The organism is Ruegeria sp. HKCCD4315 (genome assembly GCF_013112245.1).
GTDB lineage: Bacteria > Pseudomonadota > Alphaproteobacteria > Rhodobacterales > Rhodobacteraceae > Ruegeria.
Map to the genome: position 1 here is coordinate 1,011,679 of NZ_WVRN01000001.1, position 19,765 is coordinate 1,031,443.

Sequence of the window (19,765 nt, forward strand, 5' to 3'; positions counted from 1 at the left end):
TTATTCGCCACAAATGTTCTGAAGCCGGACCCAGTCGCGGTCCGGCAAAACCTGTTCCAGGGTGCGACCTGCCATCGGGTCCGCCTCGATCAGTCCCAAGACAGTTTCACCTGTTATATCTCGGGCATATGCATAAGGCGTCGAGGGCAGCGCGGCTTGTGCAAAGACCGCCAAAAGCTGGTCATCCAAAAGCGAAGGCCGAGGGTCTGACACAACCTGTTCTGTGTAGCTGTCGATGATGGCAGGCGTCAGTCCGCCGGTTGTCAGCAAACGGAAGGCCGACGATGCACCGGTTCGATCCAGAAGATCATCAAGCGGGTCCGTCTGTTCCATGCGGGCACGTTCCGCAATGACATAACCCGCGGCGACGGCAGGGTCCTCATAGTCTTCCACCAACGATTTGTTCAACACAACCGTGCCGCCGGGAAGGCTCAGACTATCCTGAACGCCCGCGGGTAGGATAATGATCTGGCGTACACCAGTCCGCTTGGCCAGCCGATCCAGCGAAGCCTGCGCATCGACCGAAGAACAGGCGCGCCCGGAAACACGTTCAATTCTGTGCAGAATGGTTTCCCCGATCTCTTGTCGCTTGACCTGAGGTACAACCGAGACGACGTGGCCTTGCAGCGCAGCAGGCAGCCAAAACAGCAACAGGGCCAGAACAGCGGCAACGACGCCCCCAACACTCAACCACCGCAGACGACCGGGATGCGGGCGTGCGCGATCAATGGCGCGCTGCAAACGGTCGATGGCGTCCAGCATCGTGGTCTCGGTTTCGGCCAGTTCCAGCGTTTCGTCCGGGTCGCCGTCGGGGTGGAAGATGGCCGGAAAAGAGCCCGGATTCTGTCGTTCCAAGGCTGCCAAAGACCAATGGGTCAATGCCCTGTCATTAAAGTCAGAAATCGTCAGAGTGGCTTCGCCGATCGACACCACGACCTCTCGCCGTTGTTCATCGGGCGAGGGGCGCCACAGACCGGTGGCTTCGATCCGCTGGTACTTTTTCAGGGCCGTCATCTTGATGGGGTCTGCTCAGATTTGTTTTGCCACAGCTTAGCATGGGGCATTCGTTAGGCGCAAACCTGTTGCGCAGTCATTCCGAAATGTGCTGGATACCGAACAGGATTGGAACCGCCGATCTTTGATCGCAATTGGGGCGTTTACATGCAGGATCATCCAACAACTTCACCGGTGTTGGCCTCTGGCTTGATGGTCGGTGCCATGGCGATCATTGGTGTGATCGACAATGTGGTGGTTCTGTTGGCTGAAACGGTTGGCTTGTGGCAGTTCCACCTGACTCGCGCTCTGCTGATGTTTCCGCTCATTGTTGGCCTGTCTGTTCTGGGATTGGGTGGGCTGCGCCCGCGTCGTTGGGGGGCTGTCATTTTGCGCAGCCTTCTGATCACGACGGCCATGCTGTGTTACTTCGCCTCGTTGTCAATGATGCCAATTGCAGAAGCGTTGGCGGGATTGTTCACGTCGCCGATCTTCGTGTTGCTGATCTCGGCGCTTGCGCTCAAGCAGACGATTGGCCCCTGGCGCATTCTGGCTGTTCTGATGGGTTTTACCGGTATTCTCTTGGTGCTTCAGCCAAACCCGACTGACTTTGACGCGCGCACGCTTCTGCCGGTTGCGGCAGGGTTTTTCTATGCGCTGAGTTCGATCCTGACACGTTCGATGTGCTCTGAAGAAAGCACAGTGGCAATGTTGGCGGCAATGGTTACCACGCTGGCCATTGCCGGAGCGATTGGTGTTATCGCCTTCACGGTTGTTCCCGTTGAAACCCCTGACGGACCGGATGGATTTGTCACGCGTGGCTGGGTTTGGGCGTTCGGACCCGCGATGCTTTGGATAGGCATCCAGGCTGTGGGTTCAACAATCGCTGTCTATATGCTGATCAAGGCGTATCAGGTTGGCGAGCCGTCGTATGTTGCGGTCTTCGAATATTCAGTCATGATTTTTGGTCCGCTCTTTGCCTTTGTCGCGCTTGGGCAGACCATCGGTGCCCTGCAAGTTTCGGGAATAGTCTTGATAGCGGCGGCAGGGGCATTGCTTGGATGGCGGGCCAGACGCTCTTCGTCGTTGCAAAAGGTGGCCTGACGCTTCCAACGCACTGAAGGGCCGGGATTCGAACAAAGATTGCCCGCTTTTCGTTTCAGATTTCGCGATAAAGCCCGTTTATTCGGTGAGAGTGTTTACGAAAAAACCGGAACATAAGGCAAAATTAGCCCAAATTGGGCGTAATTATGTCGGAAATAAGACGACCTTCATCTTTGGTGCTACCACTGAGACATATCAATTGGTGCCAAAGGGGGTTCGGCACGTGTCTGAAGTTACGAGTATTTCTGTTTATCTGAATCAAACGCCTGACGGTGATCCAACCAACCTGAACCAAGCGGTGAATGCACGCCGCGGAGGATTTCTGAAAGGCACGAAAGTTGCAACCACCAGTGGTTGGAAACCCGTCGAACGGATCGCTGTTGGCGATCTTATCCGCACGTTGGATCACGGCTTCAAAGAGGTGCGCCGCATTTCAACCAACGTTGTGGTTATCCCTGCAGACGAGCGGCGGGACGAATATCTGCCTGTTTTTGTACCGGCCCGCGCCGCGTTTAACGGACGGCCTGTCTGGCTGATGCCCGAACAGGGCATGGCGTTGACCCTGTCCAAAATCGATGCCGAAAGAGACGGGGTGTCAGTGGTGCCCGCGCGTGTGCTGAGTGGCGCAGGTCGTCTGATGTCACAAGCACCGGGATCTTCTTTTGAAGTCTGTTCGCTGTTTTTCGACGAGGATCAGGTGATCTTTGTCGAAGGCGGCTTACAAGCCTATTGCCCCTCGGGTCGTTTTTCGATGCGCGGGTCGCTGCATAGGCAAAGCTACGAGGTGGCAGACGACGTGGCCGCTGCGGACTTGGCCAACTCCATTGCAATCAAGGGTGATATGTCAGCCCTTGCAAACCCATTGGGTGCACTGCCTGCACCCATTCCACAGGATCCGATATTCCCGATCCGCCCGCCATCTGGGGTCAGGCGGCCGGGTCGACCGGGGCGTCCGAACGCTCCGGTTCTGTTCCTGCGGCCCGAATGGCAGATCTAACCAAACACTGACAAGAACGATGCAGGCGCGTGGTTTCACGCGCCTGCATCATTGTTTCAGGCGGCTTTTGCTTCAGGATTGAAGCGGCCATAGAAGCTCTGACCTTTTTCGGCCATTTCACGCAGCAGCGATGGGCAGGCAAAGCGCTCGCCATAAGCTTCGGTCAATTGATCGCAGCGTTCGGCCGCATAGGGCGTGCCGATGATATCCAGCCAGCTCAGCGGACCACCCGACCATGGGGCAAAGCCCCAGCCCAGAATCGCGCCGACGTCGCCTTCGCGGATGTCTTCCAGAACGCCTTCTTCCAATGCGCGTACCGCTTCCAGAACTTGTGCAAACATCAGACGTTCCTGCACTTCGATCAGGTCCGGTTGGTCTTTGGCGTGCGGGTACTTGTCTTGCAGACCCTTCCAGTACTCGACGCGCTTGCCCTTGTCGTCATAGTCGAAGAAGCCCGCATTGGCCTTGCGACCCAGACGGCCCTGTTCCTCCATCCAGAAGATCAGATCGTCTGAGGGGCTTTCGGGATAGGCGTCGCCTATGGCCGCCTTGGTGGCGCGGGCGATCTTGGCCCCGAGATCAATCGAAGTTTCATCGGTCAGCTGGATCGGGCCGACCGGGAAGCCAAGCTGACGCGCGGCGTTGTCGATCAGGATAGGGCTGACGCCCTCGGTGATCATGCGCGCACCTTCGTTGATATAGGGGATGATGCAGCGGTTGGCATAGAAGAAGCGCGCATCGTTGACCACGATCGGCGTTTTGCGGATCTGACGGACATAATCCAGCGCCTTCGCCACTGCGCGATCCCCGGTTTCCTTGCCCTTGATGATTTCGACCAGGAACATCTTCTCAACTGGCGAGAAGAAGTGGATACCGATGAACTGCTCGGGCCGGACCGAGGCTTTTGCCAGATCGGTGATCGGCAGGGTCGAGGTGTTCGAAGCAAAAATGCAATCCTCGGGGATGATCGCCTCTACCTTCTTGGTCATCTCGGCCTTCACGCCCGGATCTTCGAACACGGCTTCGATGATCAGGTCGCAACCTTTCAATTGTTCCAGATCGGGGGTGGCAGTGATGCGTGCCAGCAGGGCTTCTTTCTTCTCAGTTGTGGCTTTGCCACGCTTGATGCCCTTGTCCATATAGCTTTCGCTGTACGCCTTGCCCTTGTCGGCGGCTTCCTGATCACGGTCGATCAGAACAACCTCCATCCCGGCCTGAGCCGAGACAAGAGCGATACCGGCACCCATCATGCCCGCGCCCAGTACGCCGACCTTTTTAACGCGCTGATCTGGTACATCCTTGGGACGCACAGCACCTTTCTCCAACGCTTCTTTGTTCAGGAACAGCGAACGGATCATGGCCGATGAGGACGGGTTCATCAGGACATTGGTGAACCAACGCGCCTCGATTTTTAGGGCGGTGTCGAAGTCAACCAGCGCGCCTTCATAGATCGAACTCAGCAGAGCCTTGGCCGCCGGGAATGCACCTTGTGTCTTGCCGTTGACCATCGCGCTTGCACCCACGAAGGTCATGAAGCCTGCAGGATGATAGGGCGCGCCGCCGGGCATCTTATAGCCTTTCGCGTCCCAAGGCTTGACCAGATCGGCATCCTTGGCGTTCAGAACCCATTCCTTCGCCGCCGCAACCGGGTCATCTGAAACTGCGTCGATCAGCTGTGCACCCTTAGCCTTCTTCGGGTCCATCATTTTGCCTTCCAACAGCACTGGAGCGGCGGCCATCGCGCCAACCATGCGGCTGTAGCGCATTGTGCCGCCGCCACCCGGGAAGATACCCAGCAGAATTTCGGGCAGACCGATCTTGGATTTCGGGTTGTCGGTCATCACGCGGTGATGGCAGGCAAGGGCGATCTCGGTCCCGATCCCGGCGCATGTGCCGTTGATTGCGCAGGCAATCGGCTTGCCGCCCTTCTTGGTCTTGGGGTCCATACCTGCCAATTCCAGCTTGCGCAGAATGTGATGGCCACCCATGACGAAATCGAACAGCGCTTGCGCCGGTTCTTCACCCGCCTCCTGGCGAATGGTGGCCAGCGTATTCAGGTCCATGCCGCCTGCAAACGAACCTTCTTTGCCCGAGGTGATGACGATCCCCTTGATCTCATCATCGTTCAGGGCCTGATTGATCAGATGGCTGACCTCCTGAAACGCCTCGCGGGTCAGCACGTTCATGGATTTGCCCTGGGCGTCCCAGGTTACAAAGGCGACGCCGTCCGCGTCTTTGCTCAGAGTGAAATCAGTCATTGTCATCTCCAATCTGGTCAGCCGTCAGCGGGCTGCCGTCTTTCCGGGTGAAAGAGAATCCGTTCTCATCATCCTTCACCATCATGTCTAAGTCGCTGTAAAAACAGGTCTCTGTCGGGGTCCGAGTGCCCACCACCAGAAAGGTCGCAGGCGCATCGGTCTTGTTCACAAGGTGATGGCCGTTGGTTTCACCAGCGGGCCACGCGGCGCAATCACCGGGCTGCATCTCATGCTCTCCATCGTCGTCGATCAGCACGCATGTACCGCTGAGCATGATGGCAAACTCGTCCTGCTCCATATGATAATGACGCAGCGAGGACAGAGCCTGCGGCTCAAGCCGCACGATGTTGACCCCGAATTGGGTCAGCCCACCCGCATCTCCAACGCCTTGGTTGAAACGGCCTCCGACCGCCTCAGCCAGCTTGCCGGGATAGGACGAGCCACCCTTGAACGGGATCTGAGAGAGATCCAGCTTGGGCATCAGACCCGCTCGATAATCGTTGCCGCACCCATGCCGGACGCGATGCAGAGCGTGGCCAGACCGGTTTCCTTGTCCTGACGCTCAAGCTCATCCAGCAGAGTGCCGATGATCATCGCGCCAGTTGCGCCCAGAGGGTGCCCCATCGCGATCGAGCCGCCGTTTACGTTCACAAGGGCCGGATCAACATCAAACGCCTGCTGGAACCGCAGCACAACCGACGCGAAGGCTTCGTTCACTTCGAACAGGTCCAGATCACTGATCTTCATGCCGTTGTCGGCCAGGATCTTTTCGGTCACCGGAACCGGGCCGGTCAGCATGATGGTCGGGTCGGTGCCGATCTTGGCGGTTGCCTTGATACGGGCGCGCGGCTTGAGACCGTATTTTTCACCGAATTCCTTGTTGCCGATCAGAACAGCTGCCGCACCGTCCACGATGCCCGAACTGTTGCCCGCGTGGTGGATGTGGTTGATCCGTTCCAGATGCGGGTACTTGATCATCGCCACCTTGTCGAAGCCCGGCATCTGCTCGCCCATCATCTGAAAGGATGGGTTCAACGCGCCGAGGCTTTGCATGTCAGTGCCAGGGCGCATATATTCGTCGCGATCCAGAATGGTCAGACCGTTCTGGTCCTTGATGGTGATGACCGATTTCTCGAACCGGTTGTCTTCCCAGGCCTCTGCCGCGCGTCGTTGAGATTCAACGGCCAGCGCGTCTGCGTCGTCGCGGCTAAAGCCATACTCCGTAGCGATAATATCCGCTGAAATACCCTGCGGAACGAAATAGGTCTCCATCGCCAGCGAAGGATCAACTGCAATCGCCGCGCCGTCGCTGCCCATAGCCACACGGCCCATCATCTCAACACCGCCAGCGATATAAGCTTCGCCAGCGCCGCCTTTGACTTGGTTCGCCGCTAGGTTCACGGCTTCCATGCCCGAGGCACAGAAACGGTTGATCGCCAGACCGGGGATCGACTGATCCAGGTCCGAGGCCAGAACCGCCGAGCGTGCCAAACAGCCGCCTTGTTCCATTACTTGTGTGACGTTGCCCCAGATCACGTCCTCGACGGCGTGACCTTCAAGGTTATTGCGTTCTTTCATCGCGTTCAGGGTCAGGGCGGACAGGCGCACCGAGGTAACCTCGTGCAGGCTGCCATCCTTGCGGCCCTTGCCGCGCGGGGTGCGCAGGGCGTCATAAATGTAAGCTTCGGTCATGGGTCTTCTCCTTAAGCTCGATCCGACGGGTTGCCGGGCATCAGGTCATAGGGGTGTTTCCAGCCGGGCTGCTCGGATAACCGGGTCAGCCAGGCGTCAATATGGGGCCAGTCGGCGCGGTCAAAGCCGAATGGTTCGGGGTAATAGAGATAGCCGCAGCAACTGAGATCGGCGTTCGTCACGCCGTCGCCAACGATCCAGTCGCGACCCTCCAAATGGGCGTTCAACACTTGGTAAGCTGCCTTCAGGCGCCCTTGATTGAAAGCAATCACATCGGGATTGCGATGCTGTTCCGGGAGGAAGTTGATCAGAAAACGCGTCAAGCCCGCCATCGAACTAAGCTTGTGATTGTCCCACAGGACCCAGCGGAAAATGTCGTAATTTTCATCGCGATCCTTGCCTCCGAACTTGCCCGATTTTTCAGTCACATAAGCTTGAATGGCGCCGGACTGACTGGTGCGGAAATCACCGTCGATCAGGACAGGCGCTTCGCCCATCTCATTGACCTCAGTACGAAACTCAGGTGTGCGCGTTTGACCGTTGAAGAAATCGACAAAGACGGGCTCCCAATCCAACCCGGACATTTCCAGCGCTAAAGCAGCCTTGTAGCTGTTTCCGCTTTCTCCAAAGCAATGAAGTTTGATGCTCATGCGATCGCCCCTCCCAAGGCGCAATTGGCTAGGCCGGATTTGAGTATTTTTGAAAAGATGAAGGTCTGTCAGTAACCTTTGATCAACCATCTTCGAATTCAATGGTCCCGCGGTACAGGCTGGAGAGCCGATGACCGCAAAAGGTGAAGTCGTCCCTGTCCTGGTGGCGAGTGCGCCCTGTGGCAGGGACGCGTCGCCGCTTCATCTTTTCACAAATACTCCCGCCGGAGGCATCCGGCATTTAGGCTAGCGTTGTCATTGTAAGTTCATCGCATTGGCTCATCTTTTCCGTGCCTCAAGCTCAGAGTTGAAGATACGCAAGCGGTGGGTCAGGTTTTCCTCATCAATCACACTGTTGAAATTTTCGAACAAAAAAGACAAAGCCTCACCTTCGTCCAGACCAGCCTCTCGCGCGAACGCTTTGAGCTTGCGATACCCGTCCTCAGTCATGGCGACAGGAAAGCGACGTGTCAGGCGAAAACGCTTTGGCATTTGGGTCCTCCGGTGGTCTGGGTCCGGGCAGGGTTGCCCGAACCCACACTGAGATCAGAAGTTCGCCGCGTCCAGTGCCATTACCGTGTCCGCACCCGTCTGGATGCGCGCCAGATGCATCCTGGTCGCGGGCAAGCGGCGTGCCATGTAGAAGCGGCCGGTGTTGATCTTGGTCTCGTAGAACTCTTTGTCCGATGCACCACCGTCCAGAGCATCTTGTGCCGCTCTCGCCATCTGCGCCCACATCAGGCCCAGGCAAACATGGCCGAACATGTGCATAAAGTCGTACGAACCAGACAGCGCGTTGTTCGGGTTCTTCATGCCTTCCTGCATGAAGTACATGCCAGCTGCCTGCAGATCTTTTGACGCGGCTTTCAGCGGCTCGATGAACGCCTTGTCATACGCTTCGTCCTTGCCGCCGTTTTCCTTGCAGAAGGTTTTGACCATCTCAAAGAACGCCATGACGTGCTTGCCACCGTCCTGCGCCAGTTTCCGGCCAACAAGGTCAAGCGCCTGAACGCCATTTGCGCCTTCGTAGATCATCGCGATACGGGCGTCGCGGGTGTATTGCGACATGCCCCATTCTTCGATGTAGCCATGGCCGCCATAAACCTGTTGCGCCTGCACGGTCATGTCATAGCCCTGATCCGTCAGGAAACCCTTGATGACCGGCGTCAGCAGCGAGATCAGACCATCCGCGTCTTTGTCACCCGAGCGATGCGACTTGTCGAGCATCGTCGCGCCCCAAAGGATGAACGCGCGCGCGCCCTCGGTAAAACTTTTCTGATCCATCAGGTTGCGGCGGATGTCAGGGTGTACGATCAATGGATCGGCAGGGCCGTCCGGGTTCTTCACGCCGGTCACATCGCGGCCCTGAAGGCGGTCCTTGGCATATTCCAGAGCGTTTTGGAACGCGGCCTCGGCCTGTGCCAGACCTTGCATCCCCACACCAAGACGCGCTTCGTTCATCATGGTGAACATGGCGCGCATGCCTTTGTGTTCTTCGCCCAAAAGCCAACCGGTGGCCTCGTCATAGTTCATGACGCAGGTCGAGTTGCCGTGGATGCCCATTTTCTCTTCGATCTTGCCGACCGAGACGCCGTTGCGCTCACCCGGTGTGCCGTCTTCGTTGACGATGTACTTCGGCACGATGAACAGCGACACGCCCTTGATGCCATCAGGGCCACCGGGGATCTTGGCCAGCACCAGGTGGATGATGTTGTCGGCCATGTCGTGATCACCGGACGAGATAAAGATCTTCTGGCCAGAAATCTTATAGCTGCCATCGCCCTGCGGTTCCGCTTTGGTGCGCATCAGGCCCAGATCGGTGCCGCAATGCGGCTCGGTCAGGTTCATGGTCCCGGTCCATTCACAGCTGACCATGTTCGGCAGGTACTTGTTCTTTTGCTCGTCAGTCCCGTGCGCCAGAATCGCAGAGGCCGCGCCATGCGTCAGACCCTGGTACATGGTAAATGCCTGGTTAGACCCCGAGAACATCTCGCCCACGGCGGTGCCCAGTACATAGGGCATGTTCTGGCCGCCATACTCTTCCGGCATGTCGAGGCCAGTCCAGCCACCTTCTTTCATCTGCTCGAAGGCGTCTTTGAAACCGGTAGGAGTGTACACAATACCGTTTTCCAACCGGCACCCTTCGGTGTCCCCTACGACATTCAACGGATGCAGGACGTTGGTGGCTACCTTGCCAGCCTCTTCCAGAACCGCGCCGGTAAACTCGGCTTCCAGTTCGCTATAGCCGGGAATATCCGACTGAGAGATTTTCAGAACGTCGTGCAGGATGAACTGCGTGTCTTTGGTTGGCGCGTTGTAAACGGGCATGTGAAGCTCCCTTAATTCATATGTCCGGATGGCGGGGCGAGGTTACTCGGCCGCCTTCTTTTCCTGTTTCATCGAGGCGATGACTTTCTCGCCCCAGCGCAACTGCTCTTTCAGATCGTCGATGGCTTGCGTCAGCTCGCGGCGGCGTTCTTCCATGTCCGCCAGACGTTCCAACGCGATTTCATATGTGCGGGTCATCTGAGTGACCTGCTGGTCGCCCACATGGTACAGATCCAGAAGTTGTCGGATCTCTTCCAGGCTGAAGCCAAAGCGTTTCCCGCGCAGGATCAGTTTCAGCCGCGCCCGGTCACGTTTGGTGAACAGACGTTTTTGGCCTTCGCGGATCGGGAACAAAAGTTCCTTGGCCTCGTAGAACCGCAAAGTGCGTGGCGTGACATCGTAAGTCTCGCACATCTCGCGGATTGTCATCACATCTTCGGTCATTCGTCATACTCTCGTCACTGGCGTCATGAGACATGAGTTGCGCAGTTGCTTTGAGCTTTACAACACGTGAGTGACGTTTACGTAATTCAGACGCTGCGTCACTTCAAAGTTGACGTAACATCCAAACGCGTAAACGGGCTTTCGCGTAATTTTCTTGCCCTAAGGTCAAGCCTGAGCCCCAGCTTTTGCGTGCAAAAAAGCTGTGCGCACACGCGTGAGGTGTGTCGCAAGACAGAGTGTACAGGAAAGAATTCCGAAGCGAAGGAAGACCTACTTCAGGGACTTTGCTGTTTGGTCGCGCAGGCGCTTCAGTTCGTCCATGGCTTCGTCAAGTTGCTCGCGTTGCTGCTCAAGCTCGCTCATTTGGCGGTCCGCCATCTCAACAAAAGTAGCCATTTGAGCTTCGTTGCCCTGATCCTCATAGATCAAAAGCCATTGGCGAATCTCTTCCAGCGGGAATCCAAACTTGCGGCCACGCATGATCAACTTCATCCGGGCGCATTCCCGCGCGCCGTAAAATCGGGACCGGCCTTCGCGATCTGGTTGCAGAAGTTCGATGTATTCGTAATAGCGCAGGGTGCGCGGTGTTACATCGAACTCGGCGCACATCTCTTTGAATGACAAACGGTTGTTGGACATTCCTAGTCTCCTTGCCAGCAACCTAGGCGGTCCCGATCCCAAGCGCAACAGGTGGGCTTGCCCTTTGCCGAAACAGCGGCTCATAAAGGAAGGGACGAGAACAGGACAAATGCCAATGGTCGACAAGACAGTACTAGCCCGCCAATTTATCGAGGCGATCCCTCATGCGCGGGCCCTGAACCTGACGCTGACCCATATTGGCGAGGGCGAAGCAGAGATCACGCTGCCATACAACGAAGATCTGATCGGAGACCCGCGCACCGGCGTGATCCACGGCGGGGCAATCTCGACCATTTTGGATACGTGCTGCGGTGCTGCGGTGATGAGCCACCCATCGGCACCCGGGGGGACTGCAACCATAGACTTGCGGATCGACTATATGCGCGCGGCAACGCCGGGTCAGACAATCACGGCACGCGCGACCTGCTATCACATCACGCGGAACGTGGCGTTTGTGCGGGCGACTGCCGTTGACAATGACACAGACCTGCCTGTGGCAACCGCTGCCGGGTCCTTTACGGTTGAGGGGAAGTAACATGGCAAGACCGCGGCCTGAACCGATGCAGGTGGTCAAACAACGGCGCGATGCGGCATTGCGCGCGCTGGTTGATGGCGTACCCTATATCCGCTTTCTCGATATCAACTTCGACCGGCGTGGGGATGAACTGACCGGTGTGTTGAATTTCGACGACAAACTGATCGGCAACCCGTTTTTGCCTGCGATTCACGGCGGCGTCACGGCCGCCTTTCTCGAAGTGACCGCTGTCATCACTCTCAGTTGGGAACACATGTTCCCGCGCATCGAGAGTGGTGAGATCGATGGTGAGGCCATCGTGACCGACCCGGACATCCGCTTTCCCAAGACAATCGACTTTACCGTTGATTACCTGCGCTCGGGCCTGCCGCGTGATGCTTACGCAAGGGCTTTTGTCAGCAGGTCGGGGCGGCGTTATGCTTCGGTCCGGGTGGAAGCCTGGCAGGACAATCATGCGAAACTGTTTGCGCAGGCATCAGGGCATTTCCTGATGCCTCAACCCCCCAGAGACAAGAGCTGACGATGCAGGACGCGTCGGCGCCCATCACGCACAGACGGGTGCTGAAGATCGCAGTCCCGATCGTGCTGTCGAACGCGACCGTGCCCATTCTTGGCGCGGTAGACACGGGCGTAGTCGGTCAAATGGGGCAGGCCGCACCTATCGGTGCCGTGGGTATGGGCGCGGTTATACTGGCTTCGATCTATTGGATATTCGGTTTTCTACGCATGGGCACGACCGGTTTGGCTGCCCAAGCGCGCGGGGCAGGTGACGTGGTGGAAACCCGTGCTTTGCTGATCCGGGGCTTGATGTTGGGTGCAGCGGCCGGTGTGTTCTTTGTTCTTGCGCAAGCAGCGGTCTTTGCCGGGGCATTTGCCCTGTCACCTGCCAGCCCCGAGGTTGAGGCATTGACGCGCGCCTATCTCGAGATTCGTATTTGGGGTGCTCCGGCCACCATTGCTTTGTATGCCGTGACCGGATGGCTGATCGCGGTTGAACGGACGCGTGGCGTTTTCGTTCTGCAAATTTGGATGAACGGGCTGAATATCGTTCTGGACCTGTGGTTTGTTCTGGGGCTGGGGTGGGGCGTGGAGGGCGTCGCTGTGGCCACCCTGATCGCCGAGTGGACCGGTTTGGCGCTGGGCCTTTGGCTGTGTCGGGATGGATTCGAAGGTAAAATCTGGCGCGACCGGGCCAGGATTTTCGATGCTGCGCGCCTACGCCGAATGATGCAGGTCAACGGTGACATCATGATCCGATCGGTCCTTTTGACGGGCTCGTTTACGACCTTCCTTTTCGTGGGCGCGGATCTGGGCGACGTGAACCTGGCCGCCAATCAGGTTCTGCTGCAATTCCTTGAGATCACAGCCTTTGCCCTGGACGGGTTCGCCTTTTCAGCCGAGGCGTTGGTCGGCAGTGCGGTTGGTGCGCGGGACCGATATCAACTGCGGCGCGCCAGTATCATGGCATCGCAATGGGGGCTTGGTGGAGCCATATTACTGGGGGCTGTGTTCTTCCTGGCTGGCCCGTCCCTGATTGATCTGATGTCAACCTCGCCCGAGGTGCGTTTGGCCAGCCGTGACTACTTGTTTTGGGCGGCGTTAGCGCCAGTTGTCGGTGTGGCCAGTTGGATGTTTGATGGCATCTACATTGGTGCCACTTGGACCCGCGCCATGCGCAACGCAATGATTCAATCCGTAGCGATCTATGTGGTCGCTCTGTTCGTTCTGGTACCGAGCTTTGGCAATCACGGCCTTTGGGCCGCACTGATGGTTCTGAACATCGCGCGGGGTGCGACGATGGGCTGGCGCTATCCCAAGCTTGAAGCGCAAGTGGCCTAAAGCAAAGCCAACAGGTTCTCCGGCGGACGCCCGATGGCAGCTTTGTCAGCGGCAATGGCCAGAGGCCGTTCGATCAGAATGGGGTTCTCGGCCATGGCGCGGATCAGCTCGTCATCCGATGCGGTTTTTGCCAGCCCCAATTCCTTGAACCGCTTTTCGCCGGTACGCACCATGTCAATTACAGGCAGTCCCAGTGCTTTCTGAGCGGCCCGCAACGCATCGGCCGAGGGCACATCTTCAAGGTATTTTCGCAATGTGATCTGCGCACCCTTTTCTTCCAAAAGCGCCAGTCCGGCGCGGGATTTGGAACAGCGGGGGTTATGCCAGTATTCGATCACAGCCAGTCCTCTCGTTTGCTGCCCACGGCCTCGGCAACGCTGTCATAGCCATCACGCGCCAGCAATTGATCTAGCCCATGCGCGATATCAGCAGCAAGTGAGATCCCACCGTAAACCATGGCGGTATAGAACTGTACAGCAGACGCCCCGGCGCAGATCTTGGCGTAAGCTTGCTCGGCATTGCTGATGCCGCCGACGCCGATCAGCGGGATTGCTCCATCGGTCAACTGGCTCAGCTTCGCCAGCACACGGGTGGATTTTTCGAACAAAGGCGCGCCAGACAATCCTCCGGTTTCCCCTTTATGCGCGCTAAGCAACCCGTCGCGCGACAGGGTGGTGTTGGTGGCAATCACCGCATCCACGCGGGTTTCGCGAGCGACCTCAGCAATGTCCTGCAATTCCGGTTCAGTCAGATCAGGCGCAATTTTCAGAAAGATCGGAAGCGGGCGGGGCAGAGCATGGCGTGTTTCGATCACACCATTCAACAGCGCGGTCAGCGCGGCCTTGCCCTGCAAATCGCGCAGTTTTTCCGTGTTCGGTGACGATACGTTTACGGTGGCAAAATCCAGATGTGCCGCGCAATGGGCCAGAACTTTCGCAAAATCACCAGCGCGGTCTTCGCTGTCTTTATTGGCCCCAAGGTTCAGGCCGATCACTGCGTCTTTGGGGCGCTCTGCCAGCCGTTTGGCCATCACCTCCATGCCTTCGTTGTTGAAACCAAAGCGGTTGATGGCTGCCTTGTCCTCGGTCAGACGAAACAGGCGTGGTTTGGGGTTTCCCGGCTGCGGAAGGGGCGTGACGGCGCCCACCTCGATAAAGCCAAACCCGGCGCGTGATAGGGGGGCGAGAACCTCGCCATTTTTGTCAAAACCAGCGGCCAGACCGACTGGGTTGGGCAGATCCAACCCCGCCACTTTGGTTTTCAGGCGCGGTGTCGTCACCGGTCCCGGCGCGGGTGTCAGCCCGGACTTCAACGCCATGATCGACATGCCATGCGCAGCTTCGGGATCCATGCGGTGCAGGGCGCTCAGCCCCAGTTTTTCAATCAGCTTCATCCGAAGGCCTTTCCGCTTTCCCCGGATCCACACCGGATCAGGCGCGAGGTTTCGACTGCAGCCTGACGGTGGATGACCGCGGCCCGGTACACTGGGTCTGTCACCATTTCAAGGAACGCGTGCGCGGTCGGATAGCGGGCGATAAAGACGGCATCCCAGACCTCATCAACCGGTCCGATGAGAGTTGTTTCAAACACCCCACGCCACAAAATACTTGCCCCGATACGCGCAATAATCGGGGCGGTTTCAGCACCGTATTTCTGATAGGCTTCTGCACCTGTCAGCCCCGCGCCTGCCAATTCATGCGACGCGGGATACTGTGCTACGGCCCGGAATTTAACCAGATTGAGCATTTCGATCGGCTGATTGCGATCCAGCGCTTTGAATGCTTCGAACTGATCCCGATCCGGGTCGATAAAGGATGTCATTCCATGTCCTCGGGGAACTGGTGCACAGCACCGTCAAATGGCAGAGGGCGCGACCAGACAACGTCGCCAAGCCGGATCTGGCGATAGAGATGCGGGAACAGGGCACCGTCCCGAGAAACTTCCCATTTCAGATCGTCGCCCATGGCGTCGGCATTACAGGCCAGTAACGTCAGATCATCCACACCTGCGAAGTGTTTCGCCGCCGTCTCAGCAGCTTGTTCAGCCGTTGAAAAATGGACAAAGCCATCGGTGACATCAATTGGGGCGCCATCTGTTGCGCCCTTGTCTTGCAGGGCGGCCCATTCATCGGCCCGGAAAATTTTGTAAATCAGCATATCGATCTGATGCCCCGCGCGGCGTTCGGAATCAAGCCGGATTTCCTCTTTGACTCTCGCTCTCCATAAGCGCACGATCTTTGAAAATATAAACAGGGAGATTCAGTATGTTGACCCGATTCTTGGCGTCTGCTGCAATTCTTGGCCTAACTGCCGGTATGGCGGCGGCCGAATATAAGTTAACCATTCTGCACACCAACGACATTCACAGCCGCATCGAGTCGATCAATAAATACGACTCAACTTGCGACGCTGAGGATGAAGCGGAAGGCAAATGTTTTGGCGGGGTTGCGCGCCTCAAGACGATCGTTGATTCCCGTCGTGATGCGCTGGCGGATCAGAATGTTCTGCTGCTGGACGCAGGCGATCCTTTCCAAGGGTCGTTGTTCTACACCACTTACAAGGGCGCAGCAGAAGCCGAGTTTATGGAAGCGATCGGCTATGACGTCATGGCCGTGGGGAACCACGAATTCGACGACGGCCCTGAAGGTTTGGCATCGTTCATTGAAACGGTCAGCTTCCCGGTGATTTCAGGCAATCTGGACCTGTCATCGTCGGCCGAGCTGAACGGCAAGGTTGAAAACCATGTTGTGCTTGATATCGGCGGCCAGAAAGTCGGTATCATCTCGGCGCTCGCCACGGATACGGTTGAGACGTCCAGCCCCGGCAAGGACGTTGTGTTTCAGGACGAGATCGAAAGCCTGAAGGCGGATGTGGCGGCACTGCAGGATGAAGGCGTCAACATCATCATCGCCTTGAACCATGTGGGTCTGGCCAAGGATCTTGAGATCGCAGCGCAGGTTCCGGGCCTCGATCTGGTGGTCGGTGGTCATTCGCATACTCTGTTGTCGAACACGCAGGAGGGCGCGGCCGGGTCGTATCCGATGATGGTTGGTGACGTGCCGGTGGTTCAGGCTTACGCGTATTCAAAATACCTGGGCGAGATCACCCTGACCTTTGACGACGACGGCAATCTGATTGCAGCCGAGGGCGAACCCATTCTTCTGGACGCCTCGGTCACGCCTGACGCTGACATCGCTGCCCGCGTGGCCGAAATGGGTGCGCCGATTGAAGAGATGAAGCAACGCGTTGTTGCAAACTCAGGCGCAGCAATTCAGGGCGACAGGTCGATCTGCCGTGTGCAGGAATGTGAAATGGGTAACCTTGTGGCCGACGCGATGCTGGCCCGTGTCGCCGATCAGGGGGCGCAGATTGCAATTGCCAACTCAGGTGGCCTGCGTGCGTCTATCGACGAGGGTGATGTAACCATGGGCGAAGTGCTGACGGTTCTGCCGTTCCAGAACACGCTGTCCACTTTTGAGATCACCGGCCAGACCGTCATCGACGCGTTGGAAAATGGAGTCAGTCAGGTTGAAGAGGTAAAAGGCCGCTTTCCGCAAGTTGCGGGCCTGAGCTTTACCTGGGATCCTAGCGTGGCCCCGAACGAAGGCCGCATCAGCGAAGTCATGGTGGCCGAAGGTGACGGATTTGTTCCGATTGATCCGAACAAGACTTACCTTGTTGTGACCAACAACTATGTGCGCAACGGTGGCGATGGTTATTCGATGTTCGAAGGTGACGACAAGAATGCCTATGACTTCGGCCCCGATCTGGCCGATGTCACAGCCGAATATCTAGCGGAAAACGCGCCGTATCAGCCCTATCTGGACGGGCGTATCAAGCAGAAGTAAATTCTGCCACCTGAAACAAGAAAGCCGCATCCGGGTGATGCGGCTTTTTCTGTTTCACGGCCTGTCAGCTGAAATCGTATTCCGGCCAAAGCGATGGGTCCAAGTCGTCCAGCATAGGGCGCAAATGTTCGGAGACGCTCTGCCATCCACCAATGGATTTGGTTGAGATTTTATTGCGAACCTGATCGATGCTAGCTGTTCTGACCTGTTTGGTGTTTTGCTCGGGTCGCATCATGGCCTCGCTCCATTCAATGCCGCAAAACGCGGCGACCTGTTTGCTGTAGGTCTCCGGGTCGGCCACCAGCTTCTCATAAGGAATGGTCAGGATGTTTTCGCCAAACACGGACTGCCAATGCGCCATGTACTGGCGGTACAAGTTCGCCGAATGAGCAATCGACCGCAGATTTGACGCATAGCGCATCCCGCCTGCAGGAAAGCGGCGAATCCACTTGGACAAGCCGACATCGCGGGGATCTCGCAGCATGTTGATTATCTTGGCATTTGGGAACGCGGCCAGCAGGAACCCCACTCGCTGAAAATTGTGGGGCATCTTGTCGACAAAGGCGACCGAATCCGCGGGGATTGGCGGCATTAGCTTACGGAATTCCTGCGCAAATTCGGTTGCCTTCGCGGCGGTGAAAGCGTTTTTACCGTTCTCGAAGTCTTGGGATAAGTCCGCGCCCAGCATTAACTCGCCACACCCAGCAATATGTGGCGCAGAACTAAGCATCATTTCCATCAGTGTGGTACCAGACCGCGGCTGCCCAAGTACAAAGATCGGTACCGGTGAATCGTTGTTGTCAGAGGTTTGAATGTCTTCGCCGAGCGGGAACAGGCTTGTGATATTGCGAAGTTTTTTCTCTTCTGCAGCAAAGTTATATGGATTGCCGTCGTGCTGAATCGCATTGGCGTAAGCAAATTGCGACAGCGCCGCTTCCAGACCATCGGTTTGGGAAATCAGATGCGCTTTGGCGAACTCAAGCTCCACCAGCACGTTCTCGTTACTGGCGATAGCGATCTCAACTGCGTCCATCAGGTTCACCGCATCCTCCTTGCCGACCATTGTCGACAATTGCAGCAATGTCGGGGCGTGCTCAGGATTTTCCTCAAGGATACGGTGTAGAATCTCGGTAGATGCTTCTTTATCGCCGCTTTGGTGCAGATTTACGGATTTCTGGAAGGAGATCTTAATATTGTTCGGGTCCAGTTCATAGGCACGCGCAATATCACGGGAGTTTTCATCGACAAATCCAATCTTGGAATAGGCTCGGGCCCGCTTGGTCAACAAATCAGCATTGTCGGGGTCATTGGCCAGCTTGTTGGTTGCGTGTTCAATGATCGAACGCCACGATGTACCTTTGAGGTGTATCTCATCCAGAACTCGGTTCAGTTCCTTGTTGTTGGGGAACTGTTCCAATTTTTGTTCGGTGTATTCCAGCGCTTTGGGAAACTGGCCGATCTGCATCAGAGCGTTGGCGAGGTTTTCCACGAATTGCGGATCATCCGGTTTCATCCGCGAGGCTTCGACGAAATGCGGAATGGATTTCTTGTATTGTTTCATCTCGGTCAGAACAAAACCGGCGATGGCGTGAAAGTCCGAGTCCTTGGGGAATTTCTTGACGCCTAGCTGCGCCTTTTTCAAAGCCTGTGGCAACTTTTCTGCTTCCAGAAGGGAAATCGCTTTGCTCTTGAGGGATTGAGTCGTTTGGTTTTTCATGTGACCCGTAAGATCCTGCGCCTGTATCAAGAATGTATCGATGGTTCATTACCCATGTGTGGACGGTTTGCAATAACTCTTCCCAATGACGCCATGGCGCAGCTGTTTTCTGCACGGCCGGCAAATACGCTGCCAGCAGTTCCAAACTTTAATGTTTGTCCGACAAATCAGGTACATGTGGTGCGCAGCGGTGAAACAGGCCGCCATCTGGACGGTTTGCGTTGGGGATTTCTGCCACACTGGTACAAATCTGAAACGGCTGGCCCGTTGTTGATCAATGCGCGGTCCGAGACTTTGGCGAAAAAACCAGCCTTTCGTGAAGCCTGCCGGTCGCGCCGCTGCCTGATCGCGGCCACCGGGTTCTACGAATGGACGAAAACCGATCAGGGCACCCGACTGCCGTGGTACATCCATCGCAAGGATGGAGCCCCGATTGCCTTCGCGGGCGTCTGGCAGGATTGGGGACCACAGGAAAGCCGACAAGGCACCTGCGCTATCGTGACCACAGGTGCAAATGAAAATCTCAAGACAATACACCACCGGATGCCCTTGATCCTTGAGCCTGAAGACTGGCCATTGTGGCTGGGCGAGTCGGGGAAAGGTGCCGCACGGTTGATGCAGCCGGGTGACGAGGGCGTGCTGGCCTACCACCGCGTCGACCCGACGGTGAATTCCAACCGGGCCAGCGGACCCGAACTGATTGAACCTTTCGACGGCTAAGG

21 protein-coding genes are annotated in these 19,765 nt (G+C 56.9%); 7 read left to right on the plus strand and 14 right to left on the minus strand.

Annotation, left to right across the window (positions count from 1 at the left end; translation table 11 throughout):
* Complete coding sequence (locus GS646_RS05025; RefSeq protein WP_171186197.1) at positions 1–1,014, minus strand: hypothetical protein; 1,014 nt, start codon at positions 1,012–1,014, stop codon at positions 1–3.
* 147 nt (positions 1,015–1,161) lie between these two features.
* On the opposite strand from GS646_RS05025, the gene GS646_RS05030 reads away from it, so the two are divergent.
* Together GS646_RS05030 and GS646_RS05035 are read left to right on the plus strand one after the other, a co-directional pair.
* A complete protein-coding gene (locus tag GS646_RS05030; RefSeq protein ID WP_171186195.1) occupies positions 1,162–2,097 on the plus strand; it encodes a DMT family transporter in 936 nt (311 codons plus the stop codon).
* Between the two features lie 223 nt (positions 2,098–2,320).
* A complete protein-coding gene (locus GS646_RS05035; protein WP_371732028.1) occupies positions 2,321–3,094 on the plus strand; it encodes a Hint domain-containing protein in 774 nt (257 codons plus the stop codon).
* A 56-nt stretch (positions 3,095–3,150) separates the two neighbouring features.
* Here the strand turns inward: GS646_RS05035 and GS646_RS05040 are convergent, their stop codons facing one another.
* The 8 genes from GS646_RS05040 to GS646_RS05075 form a co-directional block, all read right to left on the minus strand.
* Complete coding sequence (locus GS646_RS05040; RefSeq protein WP_171647729.1) at positions 3,151–5,352, minus strand: 3-hydroxyacyl-CoA dehydrogenase NAD-binding domain-containing protein; 2,202 nt, start codon at positions 5,350–5,352, stop codon at positions 3,151–3,153.
* On the minus strand, positions 5,345–5,833 hold the full coding sequence (locus GS646_RS05045; protein ID WP_171186191.1) for a cupin domain-containing protein: 489 nt from the start codon (positions 5,831–5,833) through the stop codon (positions 5,345–5,347). The genes GS646_RS05040 and GS646_RS05045 overlap by 8 nt, the downstream gene beginning before the upstream one ends.
* Positions 5,833–7,044: an acetyl-CoA C-acetyltransferase gene (locus GS646_RS05050; protein WP_171186189.1), complete on the minus strand. Its 1,212-nt coding sequence runs from the start codon at positions 7,042–7,044 to the stop codon at positions 5,833–5,835. The genes GS646_RS05045 and GS646_RS05050 overlap by 1 nt, the downstream gene beginning before the upstream one ends.
* Positions 7,045–7,055: 11 nt before the next feature.
* Entirely contained in the window at positions 7,056–7,694 is a 639-nt protein-coding gene (locus GS646_RS05055) for a glutathione S-transferase family protein (protein ID WP_171647727.1), read from the minus strand.
* A 279-nt stretch (positions 7,695–7,973) separates the two neighbouring features.
* Positions 7,974–8,186 (minus strand): hypothetical protein, encoded by a 213-nt coding sequence (locus GS646_RS05060; RefSeq protein ID WP_171091078.1) that lies wholly within the window; start codon positions 8,184–8,186, stop codon positions 7,974–7,976.
* 54 nt (positions 8,187–8,240) lie between these two features.
* Positions 8,241–10,022 carry an acyl-CoA dehydrogenase C-terminal domain-containing protein gene (locus GS646_RS05065; RefSeq protein ID WP_171186185.1) on the minus strand — a complete coding sequence of 594 codons (1,782 nt, stop codon included), beginning with the start codon at positions 10,020–10,022 and terminating at the stop codon, positions 8,241–8,243.
* Positions 10,023–10,064: 42 nt separating this feature from the next.
* Positions 10,065–10,466, minus strand: coding sequence for a MerR family DNA-binding transcriptional regulator (locus tag GS646_RS05070; RefSeq protein WP_171091075.1), 402 nt, complete (start codon positions 10,464–10,466; stop codon positions 10,065–10,067).
* Positions 10,467–10,736: 270 nt separating this feature from the next.
* Positions 10,737–11,105, minus strand: a complete 369-nt coding sequence (locus GS646_RS05075) for a MerR family DNA-binding transcriptional regulator (RefSeq protein ID WP_171186184.1) — start codon at positions 11,103–11,105, stop codon at positions 10,737–10,739.
* 115 nt (positions 11,106–11,220) lie between these two features.
* Between GS646_RS05075 and GS646_RS05080 the strand changes: the two genes are divergently transcribed.
* The 3 genes from GS646_RS05080 to GS646_RS05090 are packed head-to-tail and all read left to right on the plus strand — an operon-like array spanning position 11,221 to position 13,479.
* Positions 11,221–11,640, plus strand: a complete 420-nt coding sequence (locus tag GS646_RS05080) for a PaaI family thioesterase (protein ID WP_171091070.1) — start codon at positions 11,221–11,223, stop codon at positions 11,638–11,640.
* 1 nt (position 11,641) lies between these two features.
* A complete protein-coding gene (locus tag GS646_RS05085) occupies positions 11,642–12,160 on the plus strand; it encodes a PaaI family thioesterase (RefSeq protein ID WP_171091068.1) in 519 nt (172 codons plus the stop codon).
* Between the two features lie 2 nt (positions 12,161–12,162).
* Positions 12,163–13,479, plus strand: a complete 1,317-nt coding sequence (locus GS646_RS05090) for an MATE family efflux transporter (protein WP_171647725.1) — start codon at positions 12,163–12,165, stop codon at positions 13,477–13,479.
* Here the strand turns inward: GS646_RS05090 and arsC are convergent.
* The 4 genes from arsC to GS646_RS05110 are packed head-to-tail and all read right to left on the minus strand — an operon-like array spanning position 13,476 to position 15,635.
* Positions 13,476–13,817 carry an arsenate reductase (glutaredoxin) gene (gene arsC, locus GS646_RS05095; protein WP_171177544.1) on the minus strand — a complete coding sequence of 114 codons (342 nt, stop codon included), beginning with the start codon at positions 13,815–13,817 and terminating at the stop codon, positions 13,476–13,478. The genes GS646_RS05090 and arsC overlap by 4 nt on opposite strands.
* The gene (locus GS646_RS05100; RefSeq protein ID WP_171647723.1) at positions 13,814–14,872 is read right to left on the minus strand and encodes a quinone-dependent dihydroorotate dehydrogenase; all 1,059 of its coding nucleotides are present in this window, start codon (positions 14,870–14,872) and stop codon (positions 13,814–13,816) included. The genes arsC and GS646_RS05100 overlap by 4 nt, the downstream gene beginning before the upstream one ends.
* Positions 14,869–15,300, minus strand: a complete 432-nt coding sequence (locus GS646_RS05105) for a DUF1330 domain-containing protein (protein WP_171091059.1) — start codon at positions 15,298–15,300, stop codon at positions 14,869–14,871. Before GS646_RS05105 ends, GS646_RS05100 begins: the two co-directional genes overlap by 4 nt.
* On the minus strand, positions 15,297–15,635 hold the full coding sequence (locus tag GS646_RS05110) for a DUF952 domain-containing protein (RefSeq protein ID WP_171091057.1): 339 nt from the start codon (positions 15,633–15,635) through the stop codon (positions 15,297–15,299). The genes GS646_RS05105 and GS646_RS05110 overlap by 4 nt, the downstream gene beginning before the upstream one ends.
* A gap of 107 nt (positions 15,636–15,742) precedes the next feature.
* Between GS646_RS05110 and GS646_RS05115 the strand changes: the two genes are divergently transcribed.
* Entirely contained in the window at positions 15,743–17,326 is a 1,584-nt protein-coding gene (locus GS646_RS05115) for a bifunctional UDP-sugar hydrolase/5'-nucleotidase (RefSeq protein WP_171091055.1), read from the plus strand.
* A 64-nt stretch (positions 17,327–17,390) separates the two neighbouring features.
* Here GS646_RS05115 and GS646_RS05120 read toward each other — a convergent pair whose 3' ends face one another.
* Positions 17,391–19,043, minus strand: coding sequence for a sulfotransferase (locus GS646_RS05120; RefSeq protein ID WP_171186176.1), 1,653 nt, complete (start codon positions 19,041–19,043; stop codon positions 17,391–17,393).
* 54 nt (positions 19,044–19,097) lie between these two features.
* Here GS646_RS05120 and GS646_RS05125 point away from each other — a divergent pair, with 54 nt between their 5' ends.
* Positions 19,098–19,763 carry an SOS response-associated peptidase gene (locus tag GS646_RS05125; protein ID WP_171186251.1) on the plus strand — a complete coding sequence of 222 codons (666 nt, stop codon included), beginning with the start codon at positions 19,098–19,100 and terminating at the stop codon, positions 19,761–19,763.
* Positions 19,764–19,765 lie beyond the last annotated feature (2 nt).

Bases quoted from the DNA above. Each gene is read 5' to 3' on its own strand.
- GS646_RS05025 (WP_171186197.1), bottom strand. From the start codon at position 1,014: ATGACGGCCCTGAAAAAGTACCAGCGGATCGAAGCCACCGGTCTGTGG.
- GS646_RS05030 (WP_171186195.1), top strand. From the start codon at position 1,162: ATGCAGGATCATCCAACAACTTCACCGGTGTTGGCCTCTGGCTTGATG.
- GS646_RS05040 (WP_171647729.1), bottom strand. From the start codon at position 5,352: ATGACTGATTTCACTCTGAGCAAAGACGCGGACGGCGTCGCCTTTGTA.
- GS646_RS05045 (WP_171186191.1), bottom strand. From the start codon at position 5,833: ATGCCCAAGCTGGATCTCTCTCAGATCCCGTTCAAGGGTGGCTCGTCC.
- GS646_RS05050 (WP_171186189.1), bottom strand. From the start codon at position 7,044: ATGACCGAAGCTTACATTTATGACGCCCTGCGCACCCCGCGCGGCAAG.
- GS646_RS05055 (WP_171647727.1), bottom strand. From the start codon at position 7,694: ATGAGCATCAAACTTCATTGCTTTGGAGAAAGCGGAAACAGCTACAAG.
- GS646_RS05060 (WP_171091078.1), bottom strand. From the start codon at position 8,186: ATGCCAAAGCGTTTTCGCCTGACACGTCGCTTTCCTGTCGCCATGACT.
- GS646_RS05065 (WP_171186185.1), bottom strand. From the start codon at position 10,022: ATGCCCGTTTACAACGCGCCAACCAAAGACACGCAGTTCATCCTGCAC.
- GS646_RS05070 (WP_171091075.1), bottom strand. From the start codon at position 10,466: ATGACCGAAGATGTGATGACAATCCGCGAGATGTGCGAGACTTACGAT.
- GS646_RS05075 (WP_171186184.1), bottom strand. From the start codon at position 11,105: ATGTCCAACAACCGTTTGTCATTCAAAGAGATGTGCGCCGAGTTCGAT.
- GS646_RS05080 (WP_171091070.1), top strand. From the start codon at position 11,221: ATGGTCGACAAGACAGTACTAGCCCGCCAATTTATCGAGGCGATCCCT.
- GS646_RS05085 (WP_171091068.1), top strand. From the start codon at position 11,642: ATGGCAAGACCGCGGCCTGAACCGATGCAGGTGGTCAAACAACGGCGC.
- GS646_RS05090 (WP_171647725.1), top strand. From the start codon at position 12,163: ATGCAGGACGCGTCGGCGCCCATCACGCACAGACGGGTGCTGAAGATC.
- GS646_RS05100 (WP_171647723.1), bottom strand. From the start codon at position 14,872: ATGAAGCTGATTGAAAAACTGGGGCTGAGCGCCCTGCACCGCATGGAT.
- GS646_RS05105 (WP_171091059.1), bottom strand. From the start codon at position 15,300: ATGACATCCTTTATCGACCCGGATCGGGATCAGTTCGAAGCATTCAAA.
- GS646_RS05110 (WP_171091057.1), bottom strand. From the start codon at position 15,635: ATGCTGATTTACAAAATTTTCCGGGCCGATGAATGGGCCGCCCTGCAA.
- GS646_RS05115 (WP_171091055.1), top strand. From the start codon at position 15,743: ATGTTGACCCGATTCTTGGCGTCTGCTGCAATTCTTGGCCTAACTGCC.
- GS646_RS05120 (WP_171186176.1), bottom strand. From the start codon at position 19,043: ATGAAAAACCAAACGACTCAATCCCTCAAGAGCAAAGCGATTTCCCTT.
- GS646_RS05125 (WP_171186251.1), top strand. From the start codon at position 19,098: ATGTGTGGACGGTTTGCAATAACTCTTCCCAATGACGCCATGGCGCAG.